Here is a 16947-nt window from a genome sequence, read left to right on the forward strand (position 1 = left end):
ACCGATGTTCAACGCCGGGGTTTCTTGCTCTGCTTGCGCCCTGCGCTGGCAGCCGACTTCTTGACGGCCGCCTTGAGTGCCTGGATGGGCGACTTGGCTGCCCGGCTGCTGCCGGCTGTACTGCCGCTGCGCGCGCTGGAACGCTGCTCGACACCTTTGTCGGCTCGCCTGCCGCTGCGTTCGTCGCCACGCAGCTCGGTTTTGCGCGCGGGTGAGCGCTCCTGGTCAGGCAGGTCGGAACTGCGCCCGCCGGCCTTGTCCTTCATGGCGCGGGTGAGCAGCTCTTCCCCCTCGCGCACCAGGCGGAAATCGATCTTGCGGCCGTCAAGGTCGACGCGGCTGACCTGCACACGCACACGGGTGCCGATGGCATAACGAATGCCCGTGCGTTCACCGCGCAGTTCCTGGCGCGCCTCGTCAAAGCGGAAGTACTCGCCGCCCAGTTCGGTGATGTGCACCAGCCCTTCGACATACATCGCATCGAGCGTGACAAAAATACCGAAGCTGGTGGCCGCCGTGACCACGCCGCCGAACTCCTCGCCCAGGTGCTCGCGCATGTACTTGCACTTGAGCCAGGCCTCCACATCGCGGCTGGCCTCGTCGGCGCGCCGTTCATTGGCACTGCAATGCAGGCCGGCGGCCTGCCAGGCGAGCTGGTCGGCCGTTGGTTTTTTCGGTTTCTGGTCCGGCTCGGTGACGCGCGAGGCCAGCCGTTTCGACAGCTTGGCCTCGGCCTCGCCAGGGGTCGGCAACACCGGCAGCTGGTACCTGGATTTGGTCAGCACCGCCTTGATGACGCGGTGCACCAGCAGGTCCGGGTAACGGCGGATCGGACTGGTGAAATGCGTGTAGGCCTCGTAGGCCAGGCCGAAGTGGCCGGCGTTCATGGGGGTGTAGATCGCCTGCTGCATGGAGCGCAGCAGCATGGAATGGATCTGCATCGCATCGGGCCGGTCTTTGGTGGCCATGGCGATCTGCTGGAACTCGCCCGGTGCGGGGTTCTCCGTGATCGTCATGCCAATGCCCAGGGCCTTCAGGTAGGTGCGCAGTATGTCTTTCTTCTCGGGCGTGGGACCCTCGTGCACGCGGAACAGGCCTTCGTGTTTGCTCTCGGAGATGAAGTCCGCAGAGCAGACGTTGGCCGCCAGCATGGCCTCTTCAATCACGCGGTGGGCAACGTTGCGGGTGCGCGGCACGATTTTCTCGATGCGTCCGGCTTCGTCGCAGACGATCTGGGTCTCGGTGGTTTCAAAGTCCACCGCACCGCGCACGCCACGCTCCTTGAGCAGTGCCTGGTAGACATCATGCAGGTCCAGCAGGTGCGGCACCAGCGCCTTGCGCTGGGCGGCTTCCGGGCCGCGCGTGTTGGCCAGGATGGCGGCCACTTCGGTGTAAGTGAAACGCGCGTGGCTGAACATCACGGCCGGGTAAAACTGGTAGGCGTGGACTTCCCCCTTGGCATTGACCAGCATGTCGCAGACCATGCACAGGCGCTCGACATTCGGGTTCAGCGAACACAGGCCGTTGGAAAGCTTCTCGGGCAGCATCGGGATCACGCGGCGCGGGAAATAAACACTGGTCGCACGGTCGTAGGCGTCGATATCGATCGCACTGCCGGTTTCCACATAGTGGCTCACGTCGGCAATCGCCACCAGCAGGCGCCAGCCCTTGCCGCGACCCACCTTGGCCGGCTCGCAATACACGGCGTCATCGAAGTCGCGCGCGTCTTCCCCGTCGATGGTCACCAGCGGAATGTCGGTCAGGTCCACGCGGCCTTTTTTGTCGGCGGGGCGCACGGCGTCCGGCAGGGTGCGGGCCAGGGCCAGTGCGGCGTCGCTGAACTCATGCGGCACACCGTATTTGCGCACCGCAATTTCAATTTCCATGCCGGGGTCGTCGATTTCACCGAGCACTTCCTTGACACGGCCGACCGGTTGGCCAAACAGCGCCGGCGGCTCGGTCAGCTGGACCACCACGATTTGCCCGGGCTTGGCCGTGCCGATGGCCCCCTTGGGGATCAGCACATCCTGGCCGTAACGCTTGTCCTCGGGTGCCACCAGCCAGACACCGCTTTCCTGCAGCAGGCGGCCAATGATGGGATTGGGGGAACGTTCAATGATTTCCGTGACGCGGCCTTCGGGTCGGTTCTTGCGGTCATGCCGCACGATGCGCGCCTTGACGCGGTCCTTGTGCAGCACGGCACGCATTTCGTTGGGCGGCAGGTAGATGTCGGCTTCGCCGTCATCGCGCAGCACAAAGCCGTGGCCGTCGCGGTGGCCTGAAACAGTGCCTTCAAATTCGGCAAGCAGTCCGGCACCCTGGCCGCTGCTGTGTGTAGTTGTTTTGATAAGAAATCTCTCTTTTTGAGATGGTTAATTGTGTAAGGAATTCTGGCGCAGGCAGGCTGCCTGCGGAAAATTTACGGTGCCTGTTTTTACCTTGCGCGGCAAAAAAATCGGCGGTGCGTCATGTGCCGTACAGCGCGCGCCATGACTGAAATTTTTTGGTGCCCGGTCCAGAAAATCGATTCTGTAATGGTACACTGCTGGCTGTGCCCGGGTGGCGGAATTGGTAGACGCGCACGGTTCAGGTCCGTGTATCGCAAGATGTGGAGATTCGAGTTCTCTCCCGGGCACCAGATACATCCAGTCAGCAAATGCTGGCAAAGCGAAGGCCACTGTCAACCCAGTGGCCTTTTTGCTTTTCAGGTGCTTTCCCGGCACCCTTTGCATCTCTTGCAGTCTTGCCCGCAATGCTCAGACCGGCACCGCCACCAGATCGTGGCCCTGCGTGCCAACGACTCGTGCCCTGGTGAATTCACCGACCTTCAGCGTCTTGCTGATCTTCTCAGGCGGCAACAATTTCACGACACCGTCAATCTCGGGCGCGTCGGCATAGCTGCGTCCCACGCCTCCCTTTTTTCCCATGCCAGGCGCCGAATCGACCAGCACCTGCATGGTCGAGCCCACGCGCTGCTGCAGCTTGTCAGCAGACACGGCCTCGGCCACCGCCATGAAGCGCGCCCGGCGCTCTTCGCGAAGTTCCAGCGGCAGCATGCCGGGAATGTCATTGGCGGTGGCGCCTTCCACTGCGCTGTAGGCAAAACAGCCGGCCCGGTCGATCTGCGCTTCGCGCATGAAGTCCAGCAGATGTTCGAATTCGCCCTCGGTCTCGCCGGGAAAGCCGGCAATAAAGGTGCTGCGAATCACGATTTCGGGACAGATTTCGCGCCAGCGCGAAATGCGCTCCAGGTTCTTCTCGCCGCTGGCCGGCCGCTTCATGCGCTTGAGCACATCGGGGTGGCTGTGCTGCAGCGGTACGTCCAGGTAAGGCAGCACCTTGCCGGTGGCCATCAGCGGCAGGATCTCATCCACACTTGGGTACGGATACACGTAATGCAAGCGGACCCATGCGCCATAGGGCTCGGCAATTTCGCCCAGCGCCTGCACCAGTTCCAGCATGCGGGTCTTGACCGGTTTCCCGTCCCAGAAGCCGGTGCGGTATTTCACATCCACGCCATAGGCCGAGGTGTCCTGGCTGATCACCAGCAATTCCCGTACGCCGCCTTCAAACAATGCACGCGCTTCATTGAGCACGTCGCCGACCGGCCGCGACACCAGGTCGCCGCGCATCGACGGGATGATGCAGAAGGTGCAGCGGTGGTTGCAGCCTTCGCTGATTTTCAGGTAGGCGTAATGCCGCGGCGTGAGCTTGATGCCGGCAATGCCAAAGGCGTTGGGCACCAGATCAACAAACGGGTCATGCGGCTTGGGCAGGTTCAGATGCACCGCGTCCATCACTTCCTGCGTGGCGTGCGGGCCGGTCACGGCCAGCACGCTGGGGTGCATCTGGCGCACCAGGTTGGCTCCGCCCTCGCCTGTCTTGGCACCCAGGCAGCCCGTCACGATGACCCGGCCGTTTTCGGCCAGCGCCTCTCCAATGGTGTCCAGGCTTTCCCTGACCGCGTCATCAATGAACCCGCAGGTGTTGACGATTACCAGGTCGGCGCCTTCGAAGGTCTTGGAGGTCTGGTAGCCCTCGGCGCTGAGCTGGGTGAGGATCAGCTCCGAGTCAGTCAGGGCCTTGGGACAGCCCAGGCTGACAAAACCGACACGGGGCGCCGTGTTCAGCGTGGAAGATGGAGGATTGGCAAGGGCTTGGCTCATGCCCTCTATTGTCTCAGAGCCGGCCCACAGCGGACGGGCTCGGCCTGAAAGACCCGGATAGGGTCAGCGCTTCAGGCCCAGCGCGGCGAGCATCTGCTCGCTCTGCTTTTGCATCTGCTCCTGCATCTGCGTGAACACGGTTTTTGACTGCTCCACATAGTTGCCCATCATGCCCTGCATGGCCGGCGACTGGGCATTGACAAACTGCGCCCATGCTTCCGGCGTCAGGCCCTTGGACTGTTCGGACATCTTGACCTGCAAGTCCATGAACGACTGGATGTTTTTCTCGAGGTAGCTGCCCATGAAGCCCTGCATCGCATTGCCGTAGAAACGAATGATGTTGGCCAGCACTGCCTCGGTGAACATGGGGGCGCCACCGGCTTCTTCTTCCAGGATGATCTGCAGCAGGATGCTGCGTGTCAGGTCTTCATTGGTCTTGGCATCCCGCACCACAAAATCGGCGCTGTCCATGACAAGGTTCTTGATTTCGGTCAAGGTGATGTAGGCCGAGGTATCGGTGTCATAGAGACGGCGATTCGGGTACTTCTTGATGACACGCGGCGATGCGGCCTTGCCATTGCCGCCTTTGGCGCCTGACATTTTTCCCGGCGTATCGCCGGCAGGCGATGCCTCGTCAGCTGACCGGCTCCTGGACTGACTGGTGGGCTTGCTTTTGGGCACTGCGCGAACTCCTGTGAATGACTGCCTGTACCGATGCACAAGACTTGCTGACATTCTAGGAAGTATGCATACTCACAATCCCCTTGGTTTACCCTGTGTGCACCGGAGGTCCGGTGAACGGGAAAACAACTTCAGGAAATTGGTAGGCGCGATTGGACTCGAACCAACGACCCCCACCATGTCAAGGTGGTGCTCTAACCAGCTGAGCTACGCGCCTAAGGACTGTTCGACCTCGTCATTGTAGCAGGGCAAATCCGGCCTTTTGCCCGGGGCGCCGTATTTTTTGCAGCCCATCACCGCCGACGCGCGGAACGCACACCGCCGACCTCGGCAACAATGGCCAGCACCTGATTGAGCCGCCCCGAATCCGCCACCTCCACGGTGAACGTCATCCAGGCCGTGCCGCCGCGGTTGTCCTTGACCGAGGTGGTCTGCACGCCAATCACGTTCATTTTCTCCCGTGCAAACACTTCCGAAATATCGCGTAGCAGGCCTTGCCGGTCAGCCGCTTCCACGGCCACGTCCACCGGGTAGACCGAACCGTCGCTGCTCTTGGGTCGGCTCCACTGGACTTCAATCACCCGGTCGGGGCTGCCGCTGGCCATGTTCCTGAAGTTGCTGCAGTCGCTGCGGTGGATGCTCACGCCCTTGCCTTTGGTCACAAAACCGAGAATGGCATCCGGCGGCGCGGGCTTGCAGCACTTGGCCAGCTGCGTGAGCAGCGAGTCGATGCCGACCACCAGCACGCCGCCCTTGCGTCCGCGCTCCGCGGCCTTGTCATGCCGGGGTTTTTTCGCCAGGACGTAGTCATCCTGGGTCGGGGCAGGCTCGGGCGGCTTGAGCATGTTTTCGATCGTGCGCAATGACAGCTCGTCCTTGCCCACCACCTCGAACAGGTCTTCGGCGCTCTTGAAGCCCAGCTGGGTGGCCACATCCTCAAGCTTCATCGCGGTCTTGCCTTCGCGCTGCAGCAGCTTTTCCACCGCCTCGCGCCCACGGGCCACCGTCTGGGCCATGGCCTGCGCATTGAACCAGGCACGCACTTTCGACCTGGCGCGGTGACTGGCCAGGAAGCCGAGTTCGGGGTTGAGCCAGTCGCGCGAGGGGCCGCCTTCTTTCGTGGTGACAACCTCCACGGTCTGGCCGTTTTGCAGCGGCGTGTTCAGCGGCACCATGGCACCGTCGATGCGTGCGCCGCGGCAGCGGTGGCCCAGGCTGGTGTGCACGCTGTAGGCAAAGTCGAGCGCCGTTGCGCCCTGCGGCAATTCAACGACGGCCGCGTCGGGCGTCAGGACGTAGATGCGGTCTTCGAACAGGCCCTGGTTGGCTTCGCGCGCCTTGGCCGCCACCGGCCCCGACAAATCACGCTCCCAGGCCAGCAACTGCCGCAGCACGGCAATTTTTGCGTCGTACTCGCTGCTGGCCGACACACCGTTGTAACCCTTGGCGCCGGCCTCCTTGTAGGCCCAGTGGGCAGCCACGCCATGCTCGGCATGGTCGTGCATGGCCTGCGTACGGATCTGGATTTCGACTGCGCGCTGGTGCGAATCGCGCACCACCGTGTGCAGGGACTGGTAACCGTTCGACTTGGGCTTGGCAATGTAGTCGTCGAATTCACCCTCCACCGGCGTGAAATGCGAGTGCACAAAACCGAGCGCCGCGTAGCAGCCCTTGACGTCGGCGGCAATCACGCGCAGCGCGCGGATGTCGAACACCTGCTCGAAGTCGAGCCCCTTGCCGCGCATTTTCTTGACGATGCTGTAGATATGTTTGGGCCGGCCCTGCACCAGCGCGGCGATACCATTCTGGTTCAGGTCGCGTTCCAGCTGGGCGCGCAGCGCCTCCATGAAAACCTCGCGCTCGGCGCGTTTTTCATCGAGCAGGCGGGCAATGCTCTTGTAGGTGTCGGGCTCCAGAAAGCGGAAGGCCAGGTCCTCCATTTCCCACTTGATCTGCCAGATGCCAAGGCGGTTGGCCAGGGGCGCAAAAACATGGAGGGATTCCCGCGCCACGGCCAGTGGGCAGGGTTGCCGGATGGCCGCAAAGTGACGCAGGGTCTGCAGGCGCGATGCGAGCCGCAGCATGACGACCCGCAGGTCGCGCGAAAACGCCAGCAGCATCTTGCGGACATTTTCGGTCTGCGCCGCCGGGTCTTCCAGCTGCGCCCTGGCCTCGGCAGTGCGGGCCTGCTTCTGCACATTGACCAGCTTGGTGGTCTCCATGGCCAGCGCCGCGAAATTGGCGCCAAAAGCCTTGGCAATCACCTCCTGCGGCTTGTTCAGGTGCGCGCAGGCATGCACCAGGTAGGTGGCGGCCTGCATGGCTTCCGACCCGCCAATGGCCCGGAGGATGGCGGCAACGGCGTCCGCATGGGCCAGGATGTTTTCCCCGGTGTCCAGGGTTTCGCTGGCGATCAATGGCTCGGCAAAGGCTCTGGCGCGGACCAGCGCATGCGGCTGGTCAGGCAGGCTGTCTGCCGTGGCTGTCACGATGGACGCATTGGAAAAGGGAGTCAACGACGGTTTGGGCGAGGCACCTGGCCCGGCCCCGGCATGTTTCATCACGAGCAGTTTTTCAGGAAAAAAATTTCAGACAAGAAGAAAGTCGCCCACCGTGCAGACCTGATCCAGGGCAACCAGGGTCGGTGCATGCCCGACCCCTTCAAACTCCACCAGGCGTGCCCGGGGACCGCGTTGCGTCATGGCCAGCGCCGTGGCATCGCTGAGCAGATCCGATTGTGCCCCGCGCAGGACCAGCGTCGGCGCCTTAATGTTGTCAAAAAGTTGCCAAAGCATGGCTTCGCCCTGCCTGGCCGACTCCTCGGTCGTGGCCCGCACCGGCACCGCGATCGCCGGGTCGTAATGCAGCATCACGCTGCCGTCAACCGCCCCGGGCACGGGCTTGACCATGTGACGCGACAGGGCCAGCCACTGCTCGGGCGTGTGCGGGCCGAAGCTGGTCGAGATGGCCCACATCGCGTCGGCGGCTTCCTGCAGCGAAGCGAAATGGCCGGCCTTGCCGAGGTAGGCAGCGATGCGCGTGATGGCCTGCCATTCGATGGCCGGCCCCACATCATTCAGGACCAGTTTATTGACAGGCACAGGCAGGGGCAACTCAGGTTGGCCGGCAATCGCCATACCGATCAGTCCGCCCATGCTGGTGCCGACCCAGTCCAGGGTCGTGATGGGTGCTTGCTGGTGCAGCTGATTGAGCAGCACCATCATGTCGGCTGCATACTGCGGAATCTGGTAACCCATGGGGTCCTGGAGCCAGTCGCTCTGGCCGCGGCCAGCCACGTCGGGGCAAATGACCCGGACCTCGTCGCACAGGTACGCCGCCAGCACGTCGAAGTCCCGCCCCTGGCGAGACAGGCCATGGACACACAGCACCACGTGCGGATTGGCCGGGTCACCCCACTGCCAGTAAGCCATGCGATGCCCTTCCGAGGCATCGGGGCAGGATACGTAGTTCAGCGTAGGTTCAGTCATGACGGAGGGAATCCGGTTGGCAGGCTTGATAATTGCCCAAGCTGCTTTTTCAGCGTTTCATGGCATCGTAAATCATCCGGAGAAAACTTCATGCTCAAAGGTAAAACTGCACTCGTGACCGGCTCCACCAGCGGCATTGGTCTGGGTATCGCCAAGGCGCTCGCAGCTCAGGGCGCCAACATCGTGCTCAACGGTTTCGGCGATACCGAGGGACCCCAGGCAGAAATCGTGGCGCTGGGCGTGAAAGTGGCCTATCACGGCGCAGACATGAGCAAGCCCGCAGACATTGAAGCCATGATGGGTTTTGCCGCCGCACGGTTTGGACAGGTCGATATTCTGGTGAACAACGCAGGCATCCAGCATGTGGCAAAAATCGAGAACTTTCCGGTGGAACGCTGGGACGCCGTCATCGCCATCAACCTGAGCAGCGCCTTCCATGCCACACGCCTGGCATTGCCCGCCATGCAGGCTGCCAACGGCGGCAAGGGTTGGGGCCGCATCATCAACGTCGCCTCGGTTCATGGCCTGGTCGGCTCGGCTGAAAAATCCGCCTATGTGGCCGCGAAACACGGCATCGTGGGCCTGACCAAGGTCACAGCCCTTGAGAACGCCACCACCGGCGTGACCTGCAATGCCATCTGCCCCGGCTGGGTGCTGACGCCGCTGGTGCAGAAGCAGGTGGACGCCAAAGCCGCGGCTGGCGGCATCTCCAACGAGCAAGCCACACAGCAGCTGCTGGGCGAAAAAGAGCCCTCAATGCAATTCACCACACCCGAGGAGCTCGGCGCGCTGGCCGTGTTTTTCTGTTCGCCCGCCGGCAACAATGTGCGCGGCGTGGCCTGGAACATGGACGGTGGCTGGGCGGCCCAGTAAGCCGTTCCGCAGCCCTGCGGTCTGCCGGCCGCATGGGGTTCATGCACCACTGCTTTTCTGAAATTCAATGAGGAAAAGCCATGCAACCCAATAGACACGGTCGTAGCAAGCTACTTTTTTCATAGCACGCACCGCTGCAGGACACGCACCCTGGCTCACCGCGTAACGCGCCTTCCGGGGGAAAACGCCGGATCCTGGGTCCCCCTGCCGGCTTTCTTTTGTCCTACACACGCCTTCACGCGCTTCCGACAAACCGGTCATGGACGCCGGCCTAGATTGACCCTTGCTTGTTAACTACACCTGTCCCATGAGGGCCGGGTTTCCTTTTCCAACAAGGAGTCATTGTGAAAAAATTCAGTCGTACCCTCCCGGGCCTGGCGCTAGGCGCAGCAGCCATGGCCTTTGGTATCTCCGCTCAGGCACAAACCTCCACTTCCGGGTCTGGTAGCGGATCCTGGTATGCCCCCGCCGGCGGCTACATCGGCTTCAGTGCCGGGCAGTCCAACTACCGCCAGGGCTGCGGCACCGGGCTGTTCAGTTGCGGCGACAAGGACGATGCCTTCAGCATCTACGGCGGCAGCATGCTGAACAACAACTTCGGACTGGAGCTCGGCTACATCGACATGGGTGACATCGCCCGCGGAGGCGGTACCACGGAGGCACGGGGCGTCAACCTGAGCCTCATCGGCAAGGTTCCCCTGAGTGAAAGAGTGGGCCTGTTCGGCAAACTGGGTACAACCTACGGCAGCACCAAGGTCTCCGCTACCCCGGGATCGGGCATCACCGCGGGCGACGAGGATGGCTTCGGGTTGTCAGTGGGCGCGGGGGTGGACTTCAACTTCACCCAGAACTGGTCAGCGGTGCTGCAGTGGGAACGCCATGAAATGAAGTTTGCAGGCGTCGGACGGGAACCTGTCCATGCGACCACCATCGGTTTGAAATATCGCTTCTGAGCGGGCGATCCCAAACCGCAGGGCAAAGAAAAACCCCAAGCCAGTCACTGGCTTGGGGTTTGATTTTTGGTGGGCGGTGCAAGTTTCGAACTTGCGACCCCTGCAGTGTGAATGCAGTGCTCTACCCCTGAGCTAACCGCCCTGTTTGGTCAGCCTCAGATTATAAGGGCTTTTCTCATGCGCTGGCCAGCACGCGCCACACAGTTTTGCCTTTGCTGCTTTTATCAATATCGGCGAGCAGGCTTTCGTGCGCAGCCATCTCCTGATCGTTAGCCAGCAACAGCGGCAAATCGAATCCGCTCAGGTCGATCAGCACGGCAGCGCCTCCCTCCTGCGTACTGCCACCCACCTCCATCACCAGCGAGTTCTGGCCACGCGTCAGGTTGATATACACATCGGCGAGCAATTCCGCGTCCAGCAAGGCGCCGTGCAGGGTGCGCCCGGAATTGTCGACTTCCAGCCGATCGCACAGCGCATCGAGCGAATTGCGTTTGCCGGGAAACATTTCCTTGGCCATCATCAGGCTGTCTGTGACCTTGGCCACGCATTGCCCGACCGGACCACGCCCCATCAGCTCCAGTTCCTTGTTCAGGAAACTGATGTCAAACGGTGCGTTGTGGATGATGACCTCGGCGCCTTCCAGGTAAGCCAGGAGTTCGTCGGCAATGGCAGGGAATTTGGGCTTGTCCTGCAGGAACTCGTTGCTGATGCCGTGTACCTTGAGCGCATCTTCGTGGCTCTCGCGCTCCGGGTTGAGGTAGAAGTGCTTGTTGTTGCCGGTGAGCTTGCGTCCGATCAGCTCGACGCAGCCGATTTCGATGATGCGGTCGCCGTTTTCGGCGGACAGGCCGGTGGTTTCCGTGTCTAGAACAATTTGGCGCATGGCCTGATTGTAGGGACCAAAAGTTTCCTGTCGTTCCCGGATCAGGTGCGGGAACCGCAAATCCTCAATGGACTTCCTTGGCGTGGTTGATGGAGTACTTGGGGATCTCGACGGTCACGTCGGACTGCGCCAGGATGGCCTGGCAGCTCAGGCGCGAGTTGGGTTCCAGACCCCAGGCACGGTCCAGCAGGTCTTCCTCGCTCTCGTCAATCTCGTTGAGCGACTTCATTCCCTCACGCACGATGACGTGGCAGGTGGTGCAGGCACAACTCATGTCGCAGGCGTGTTCGATGTTGATGTTGTTGTCGAGCAGTGCCTCGCAGATGGACGTGCCGGCCGACGCAGAAACTTCGGCACCGTTCGGACAGTATTCGGGATGAGGCAGTATTTTGATGATGGGCATGATGGATTCGGCGCTTTCAGACGGTCGCTATGTTTTTTCCGGCCAGGGCCTGGCGGATGCCGCGATTCATGCGCTGAGCGGCAAAGTTTTCGGTCCCTGCCGCCAGGGCCTTGATGGCGGCCTCGATTTGCGCGGCGTCGCCCTGCAGCCGGATGCCTGCCAGTTCGGCCATCAGCCGGTCGATCTCCAACTGCTCGTCGGGGGCCAGCAAATCGGCGTCGGCATCCAGGGCACTGCGCGTGGCCAGCAGCATGCGGTCGGCATCCACCTGTGCCTCGGCCAGTGCCCGCGCCTGCATGTCCTGCTGGGCCGTCGAAAAGCTTTCCTGCAGCATGCGGGCGATCTCGTCGTCTGACAAGCCGTAGGAAGGCTTCACATCGATGCTTGCCTCCACGCCGCTGCCCTGCTCCTTCGCGCTCACGCTAAGCAGGCCGTCGGCGTCCACCGTGAAGGTCACGCGGATGCGGGCTGCACCGGCCGCCATGGGCGGAATGCCGCGCAGCTCGAACCGCGCCAGGCTGCGGCAATTGGCCACCAAATCACGCTCGCCCTGCACCACATGCAGCGCCAGCGCAGTCTGGCCATCCTGGTAAGTGGTGAAGTCCTGCGCCATCGCCGTCGGAATGGTCTGGTTGCGCGGCACGATGCGCTCGACCAGCCCGCCCATGGTTTCAATACCGAGCGACAGCGGGATCACGTCGAGCAGCAGCAAGTCACCACCGGTGCTGTTGCCGGCCAGCTGGTTGGCTGAAATGGCAGCACCCAGCGCCACCACTTCATCCGGGTTCAGGTTGATCAGGGGTTCCCGGCCAAACAGGCCAGCCACCGCGCGGCGCACCTGCGGCATGCGGGTGGACCCTCCCACCAGCACCACACCCTGGACCTCGTCCTTGCCCAGCTCCGCATCGCGCAAGGCCTTGCGGACAGCCGTCAGGGTGCGCTGCGTCAGGCCGGCCGTGGCGGCTTCAAAGTCCGCAGCCTTCATATCGAATTGCACGTTAGCCCTTGCCAGTCGGACGGAGAATGCTACTGAATCTGTAGCAGACAGGGCTTCCTTGCAGGCGCGGGCAGTCTGCAGCAGCGCCGCCTTGTCGCCAGGCGTGAGCGTGTCGACGGCCAGCCCCGCCTTGGCCAGCACCCAGTCGACCAGGGCGCGGTCGTAATCGTCGCCACCCAGGGCCGAGTCGCCGCCGGTGGCCACAACCTCAAACACACCCAGTGTCAGGCGCAGGATGGAAATATCGAAGGTGCCGCCACCGAGGTCGTAGATGGCATAAATTCCCTCGCTGGCGTTGTCCAGTCCATAGGCGATGGCTGCGGCCGTCGGTTCATTGATCAGGCGCAGTACCTTGAGCCCGGCCAGCTGGGCCGCGTCCTTGGTGGCCTGTCGCTGGGCGTCGTCAAAATATGCCGGCACCGTGATGACCGCGCCATAAATCTCGTCGTCAAAGGTGTCTTCAGCCCGGTAGCGCAGCGTGGCCAGGATCTCGGCACTGATTTCGACCGGACTTTTCTCGCCCGCCACCGTCTGCAGCGTGACCATGCCGGGTTTGTCGATCAGCTCGTAAGGCAATTGGGCGCGGCTGCCAATATCCTCAATGCCACGGCCCATCAGACGCTTGATCGAGGCGATGGTGTTTTGTGGGTCCTGGACCTGCGCGGCCTGCGCGTCAAACCCGACCTGGCGGCCGATGGCGCCGTTGTCGTCCACCAAATAGCGGACTACGCTGGGCAGCAACACGCGGCCCTGCGCATCAGGCAAACATTCGGCCACGCCATTGCGCACGCTGGCCACCAGCGAATGGGTGGTACCCAGGTCGATGCCAATGGCCACACGCCGCTGGTGCGGATCAGGCGTCTGGCCGGGTTCGGAAATTTGCAGTAGTGCCATGAATGTTCTGGGTCGCGCGAAGAGGTCTGTGAAAGTCTATTGTCCCAGCGAGTCGATGCGGGCATCAATCTCGCTGCCAAAGCGCTCAATAAACATAAGGCTTCTCACCTGCTGGGCCGCTGCCGGAAAATTTTTCTCGCGGTCCAGCGATTGCTCTATTTTTGATAGCCGGATGCGTTTGCTCTCATTGGCCTGGGCGGCTATTTCTTCCAGGCTTTCAAGCCCTTGCGCCTCTTCCAGCGCCTCGCGCCACTGCATTTGCTGGACCAGGAAATCCGGGGGCATGGCGGTGTTGCTCTCAGCCTGGATGGGCGCGCCATGCAACTCACACAGGTACATGGCACGCCTGAGCGGATTCTTCAGCCGCTGGTAAGCCTCATTGATGCGCACCGACCATTGCATGGCCAGCCGCTGGGCCGATGCACCTTGCGCCGCAAACTTGTCAGGGTGTGCTTCACGCTGCAACTCTTTCCAGCGGGCATCAAGCACCGCGCGGTCCTGCGCAAACTGCACGGGCACGTCAAAAAGTTCGAAATCGTTGGATTGGAGACTTGTCACGGAAAGCCCGTTTTCGGGATGGGAAGCGTAGCGAGCGGGCGTCAGCGAGGTGCGGCCAGCGCGGAGCAACCGGAGCGTACTTGGAGTACGTGAGGATGGCGAGCACTGCACGCGCCTCGATCACGCCTGCGCAGTAGCTTCACACCCGAAAAGATTCGCCGCACCCGCAGCGGTCGCGCTCATTGGGATTGATGAACTTGAAGCCTTCATTGAGCCCCTCGCGCACAAAGTCGAGTTTGGTGCCGTCGATGTAAGCCATGCTTTTCGGGTCCACCAGCACCTTCACGCCGTTGTCCTCGAACACCACGTCTTCAGGCGCGATTTCATCGGCGTATTCAAGCTTGTAGGCCAGGCCGGAGCAGCCGGTGGTCCTGACGCCCAGGCGCACGCCCACACCCTTGCCGCGTTTGGCCATGTAGCGGGTGACGTGCCGTGCTGCGGCGTCGGTGAGGGTGACGGACATGATTCGCGGGTCAATGAAAAGTTAGTGGGTATGCTTGAGCTTGTAGTCGCTGACGGCCGCCTTGATGGCGTCTTCGGCCAGGATGGAGCAATGGATTTTCACCGGTGGCAGGGCCAGCTCTTCGGCAATGGCGCTGTTCTTGATGCTTGCCGCTTCGTCCAGGGTCTTGCCCTTGACCCACTCGGTCACAAGCGAGCTGGAGGCAATGGCCGAACCGCAGCCATAAGTCTTGAAGCGCGCATCTTCAATCACGCCCGTCAGCGGGTTGACCTTGATCTGCAGCTTCATCACGTCGCCACAGGCCGGCGCACCGACCATGCCGGTGCCTACCGTGTCGTCGCCCTTTTCAAACGAGCCGACGTTGCGGGGGTTTTCATAGTGGTCTACCACTTTTTCGCTGTATGCCATTTTGTTTACCTCTTTAAGCTGTCTTGGGTAGCGGGCTGGCCTTAATGGGCCGCCCACTGGATGGTGGACAGGTCCACGCCATCCTTGAACATTTCCCAGAGCGGCGACAGGTCGCGCAGCTTGGCCACGTTTTCCTTGATCGTCGCCACGGCGTAGTCGATTTCTTCTTCGGTGCTCCAGCGGCCTATCGTCATGCGCAGGCTGCTGTGCGCCAGTTCGTCGCTGCGGCCCAGGGCACGCAACACATAGCTGGGCTCCAGGCTGGCCGAGGTGCAGGCGGATCCGCTGGAAACCGCCAGGCCCTTGATGCCCATGATCAGCGACTCGCCCTCGACAAAGTTGAAACTCATGTTGAGGTTATGCGGCACGCGTTTTTCGGCATGGCCGTTGAGGAAAACTTCTTCCACATCCTTCAGGCCGGCCAGCATGCGTTCGTGCAGCGCACGGATGCGCTTGTTTTCCTCATGCATCTCGGCCTTGGCGATGCGGTAGGCCTCGCCCATGCCCACGATCTGGTGCGTCGGCAGGGTTCCTGAACGCATGCCGCGCTCATGGCCGCCGCCGTGCATCTGCGCTTCGAGCCGCACGCGAGGCTTGCGCCGCACATACAGGGCACCAATGCCTTTGGGGCCATAGGTTTTGTGCGAGGTCAGGCTCATCAGATCAACCGGCAAAGCCGAGAGGTCGACATCCACACGGCCCGTTGCCTGCGCGGCATCGACATGGAAAATGATGCCTTTTTCACGGCACAGCGCGCCAATCGCCGGGATGTCCTGGATGACGCCGATTTCGTTGTTGACGTACATGACGCTGACCATGATCGTGTCGGGACGGATGGCCGCCTTCAGCACCTCGAGGTCGAGCAAGCCATCGGCCTGCACGTCGAGATAAGTCACGTCAAAACCCTGGCGTTCCAGCTCGCGGCAGGTGTCGAGCACGGCCTTGTGCTCGGTCTTGACCGTGATGAGGTGTTTGCCTTTGGATTTGTAGAAATGCGCAGCGCCCTTGAGTGCCAGGTTGTTGGACTCGGTCGCACCGCTGGTCCAGACAATCTCGCGCGGGTCGGCACCAATCAGCTCGGCCACCTGCTCCCGCGCCTTTTCAACAGCGGCTTCCGCTTCCCAGCCCCAGGCGTGGCTGCGCGAGGCGGGATTGCCGAAATGCTCGCGCAACCAGGGGATCATCGCGTCCACCACCCGTGGGTCACACGGGTTCGTGGCGCTGTAATCCATATAAATGGGGAAGTGGGGAGTTTCCATGTGGCTAGCTTTTCAATTCACGGCTGGCTGGCAGCATCTAAAAAGGACGGCAGTTTAAGGCGATCACGCCCATCCAACCCATCCGCTCAGGACTTCGAGAACGCGTTGCCCAGGGCAAAAACCGAATTGGGCGCATTGACACGCATCGGCTTGGCCACCGGCGCAGTGAAAATGGCTTTCTTCACCATGGGTGTGTTTTCAACGACCACGCCCTTGGCCAACTGGTCGTCGACCAGTTTCTGCAAGGTCACGGAATCAAGAAACTCCACCATGCGGCTGTTCAGCGAAGCCCACAATTCGTGCGTCATGCAGCGGCCACCATCACCGAGGCAGTTTTCCTTGCCGCCACACTGGGTGGAATCAATCGGCTCATCCACCGACACGATGATGTCGGCCACGGTGATTTCGGCAGCCTTGCGGCCCAGCGTGTAACCGCCGCCCGGGCCGCGCGTGGACTCCACGAGTTCGTGGCGGCGCAGTTTACCGAAAAGCTGCTCCAGATAGGACAGCGAAATCTGCTGGCGCTGGCTGATGGCCGCCAGGGTCACGGGGCCATTGTTCTGGCGCAGGGCTAAGTCAATCATCGCGGTGACCGCAAAGCGGCCTTTGGTTGTTAGGCGCATTTTCAAGCTCCTTAAAAAGTTGGCTTGACTGTCGTTTGGCTCACCTTGTAAGTCTTATGGACTACAAGGAACTTTCTCCTACCCACCCCTGCCAATCGGCCTGCCTTGGCTCAGGGTTTCTGTTGTTTTGGCTGTTCCTGACTGTTTTCGTCAAGTATAGCATGAGAGGGGCCGGATTCGCTCGGCACCCCGACCCCGGACGACTGGTTCCGGAGAGGAGATGTGACCCGAACTTCACCCGCTGCCGGGTATTCGACCCTTTCCGTGCAACTACGTTCCCTGAGTCCGGATGCGGGCG

General features: G+C 61.8%; 15 protein-coding genes, 3 tRNA genes and 1 other RNA gene. 3 read left to right on the top strand and 16 right to left on the bottom strand.

Going from position 1 to position 16947, the window contains the following annotated elements; translation table 11 throughout:
- Positions 1–8: 8 nt before the first annotated feature.
- Entirely contained in the window at positions 9–2309 is a 2301-nt protein-coding gene (gene rnr, locus WA904_RS08315) for a ribonuclease R (protein ID WP_425196725.1), read from the bottom strand.
- A gap of 244 nt (positions 2310–2553) precedes the next feature.
- Between rnr and WA904_RS08320 the strand changes: the two genes are divergently transcribed.
- Positions 2554–2638, top strand: a tRNA-Leu gene (locus WA904_RS08320).
- A 118-nt stretch (positions 2639–2756) separates the two neighbouring features.
- Here WA904_RS08320 and rimO read toward each other — a convergent pair.
- The 5 genes from rimO to WA904_RS08345 all read right to left on the bottom strand — a co-directional run bounded on the left by rimO (position 2757) and on the right by WA904_RS08345 (position 8335).
- On the bottom strand, positions 2757–4166 hold the full coding sequence (gene rimO / locus WA904_RS08325) for a 30S ribosomal protein S12 methylthiotransferase RimO (RefSeq protein WP_425196658.1): 1410 nt from the start codon (positions 4164–4166) through the stop codon (positions 2757–2759).
- 63 nt (positions 4167–4229) lie between these two features.
- Positions 4230–4766 (bottom strand): polyhydroxyalkanoate synthesis repressor PhaR, encoded by a 537-nt coding sequence (gene phaR, locus WA904_RS08330; RefSeq protein ID WP_425196726.1) that lies wholly within the window; start codon positions 4764–4766, stop codon positions 4230–4232.
- A gap of 221 nt (positions 4767–4987) precedes the next feature.
- Positions 4988–5064: transfer RNA gene (locus WA904_RS08335), tRNA-Val, on the bottom strand.
- Between the two features lie 76 nt (positions 5065–5140).
- The gene (locus WA904_RS08340; protein WP_425196727.1) at positions 5141–7408 is read right to left on the bottom strand and encodes a RelA/SpoT family protein; all 2268 of its coding nucleotides are present in this window, start codon (positions 7406–7408) and stop codon (positions 5141–5143) included.
- Positions 7409–7435: 27 nt separating this feature from the next.
- Positions 7436–8335 (bottom strand): alpha/beta fold hydrolase, encoded by a 900-nt coding sequence (locus tag WA904_RS08345; protein ID WP_425196659.1) that lies wholly within the window; start codon positions 8333–8335, stop codon positions 7436–7438.
- 90 nt (positions 8336–8425) lie between these two features.
- On the opposite strand from WA904_RS08345, the gene WA904_RS08350 reads away from it, so the two are divergent.
- The gene (locus WA904_RS08350) at positions 8426–9208 is read left to right on the top strand and encodes a 3-hydroxybutyrate dehydrogenase (RefSeq protein WP_425196660.1); all 783 of its coding nucleotides are present in this window, start codon (positions 8426–8428) and stop codon (positions 9206–9208) included.
- Positions 9209–9552: 344 nt separating this feature from the next.
- Complete coding sequence (locus tag WA904_RS08355; RefSeq protein ID WP_425196661.1) at positions 9553–10161, top strand: outer membrane beta-barrel protein; 609 nt, start codon at positions 9553–9555, stop codon at positions 10159–10161.
- A gap of 67 nt (positions 10162–10228) precedes the next feature.
- Here WA904_RS08355 and WA904_RS08360 read toward each other — a convergent pair.
- The 10 genes from WA904_RS08360 to iscR form a co-directional block, all read right to left on the bottom strand.
- Positions 10229–10303: transfer RNA gene (locus WA904_RS08360), tRNA-Val, on the bottom strand.
- A gap of 33 nt (positions 10304–10336) precedes the next feature.
- Positions 10337–11044 carry a DNA polymerase III subunit epsilon gene (gene dnaQ / locus WA904_RS08365; RefSeq protein ID WP_425196662.1) on the bottom strand — a complete coding sequence of 236 codons (708 nt, stop codon included), beginning with the start codon at positions 11042–11044 and terminating at the stop codon, positions 10337–10339.
- Positions 11045–11108: 64 nt separating this feature from the next.
- Positions 11109–11447, bottom strand: coding sequence for an ISC system 2Fe-2S type ferredoxin (fdx, locus tag WA904_RS08370; protein ID WP_425196663.1), 339 nt, complete (start codon positions 11445–11447; stop codon positions 11109–11111).
- Between the two features lie 16 nt (positions 11448–11463).
- Positions 11464–13338, bottom strand: a complete 1875-nt coding sequence (gene hscA / locus WA904_RS08375) for a Fe-S protein assembly chaperone HscA (RefSeq protein WP_425196664.1) — start codon at positions 13336–13338, stop codon at positions 11464–11466.
- Positions 13339–13374: 36 nt separating this feature from the next.
- Complete coding sequence (hscB, locus tag WA904_RS08380) at positions 13375–13896, bottom strand: Fe-S protein assembly co-chaperone HscB (protein ID WP_425196665.1); 522 nt, start codon at positions 13894–13896, stop codon at positions 13375–13377.
- 16 nt (positions 13897–13912) lie between these two features.
- Positions 13913–13987, bottom strand: a non-coding RNA gene (locus tag WA904_RS08385) — sX9 sRNA.
- A 48-nt stretch (positions 13988–14035) separates the two neighbouring features.
- Positions 14036–14359: an iron-sulfur cluster assembly protein IscA gene (gene iscA, locus WA904_RS08390; RefSeq protein ID WP_077595006.1), complete on the bottom strand. Its 324-nt coding sequence runs from the start codon at positions 14357–14359 to the stop codon at positions 14036–14038.
- A gap of 21 nt (positions 14360–14380) precedes the next feature.
- A complete protein-coding gene (gene iscU, locus WA904_RS08395) occupies positions 14381–14767 on the bottom strand; it encodes a Fe-S cluster assembly scaffold IscU (protein ID WP_077595007.1) in 387 nt (128 codons plus the stop codon).
- A 41-nt stretch (positions 14768–14808) separates the two neighbouring features.
- Complete coding sequence (locus WA904_RS08400) at positions 14809–16026, bottom strand: IscS subfamily cysteine desulfurase (RefSeq protein WP_425196666.1); 1218 nt, start codon at positions 16024–16026, stop codon at positions 14809–14811.
- A gap of 86 nt (positions 16027–16112) precedes the next feature.
- Positions 16113–16649: a Fe-S cluster assembly transcriptional regulator IscR gene (gene iscR, locus WA904_RS08405; protein ID WP_077595009.1), complete on the bottom strand. Its 537-nt coding sequence runs from the start codon at positions 16647–16649 to the stop codon at positions 16113–16115.
- Between the last annotated feature and the right edge of the window lie 298 nt (positions 16650–16947).

Source organism: Polaromonas sp. (genome assembly GCF_049790275.1).
Taxonomy (GTDB): Bacteria; Pseudomonadota; Gammaproteobacteria; order Burkholderiales; family Burkholderiaceae_C; genus Polaromonas.

Bases quoted from the DNA above. Each gene is read 5' to 3' on its own strand.
- rimO (WP_425196658.1), bottom strand. From the start codon at position 4,166: ATGAGCCAAGCCCTTGCCAATCCTCCATCTTCCACGCTGAACACGGCG.
- phaR (WP_425196726.1), bottom strand. From the start codon at position 4,766: ATGTCAGGCGCCAAAGGCGGCAATGGCAAGGCCGCATCGCCGCGTGTC.
- WA904_RS08340 (WP_425196727.1), bottom strand. From the start codon at position 7,408: ATGAAACATGCCGGGGCCGGGCCAGGTGCCTCGCCCAAACCGTCGTTG.
- WA904_RS08345 (WP_425196659.1), bottom strand. From the start codon at position 8,335: ATGACTGAACCTACGCTGAACTACGTATCCTGCCCCGATGCCTCGGAA.
- WA904_RS08350 (WP_425196660.1), top strand. From the start codon at position 8,426: ATGCTCAAAGGTAAAACTGCACTCGTGACCGGCTCCACCAGCGGCATT.
- dnaQ (WP_425196662.1), bottom strand. From the start codon at position 11,044: ATGCGCCAAATTGTTCTAGACACGGAAACCACCGGCCTGTCCGCCGAA.
- fdx (WP_425196663.1), bottom strand. From the start codon at position 11,447: ATGCCCATCATCAAAATACTGCCTCATCCCGAATACTGTCCGAACGGT.
- hscA (WP_425196664.1), bottom strand. From the start codon at position 13,338: ATGGCACTACTGCAAATTTCCGAACCCGGCCAGACGCCTGATCCGCAC.
- iscA (WP_077595006.1), bottom strand. From the start codon at position 14,359: ATGTCCGTCACCCTCACCGACGCCGCAGCACGGCACGTCACCCGCTAC.
- iscU (WP_077595007.1), bottom strand. From the start codon at position 14,767: ATGGCATACAGCGAAAAAGTGGTAGACCACTATGAAAACCCCCGCAAC.
- WA904_RS08400 (WP_425196666.1), bottom strand. From the start codon at position 16,026: ATGGAAACTCCCCACTTCCCCATTTATATGGATTACAGCGCCACGAAC.
- iscR (WP_077595009.1), bottom strand. From the start codon at position 16,649: ATGCGCCTAACAACCAAAGGCCGCTTTGCGGTCACCGCGATGATTGAC.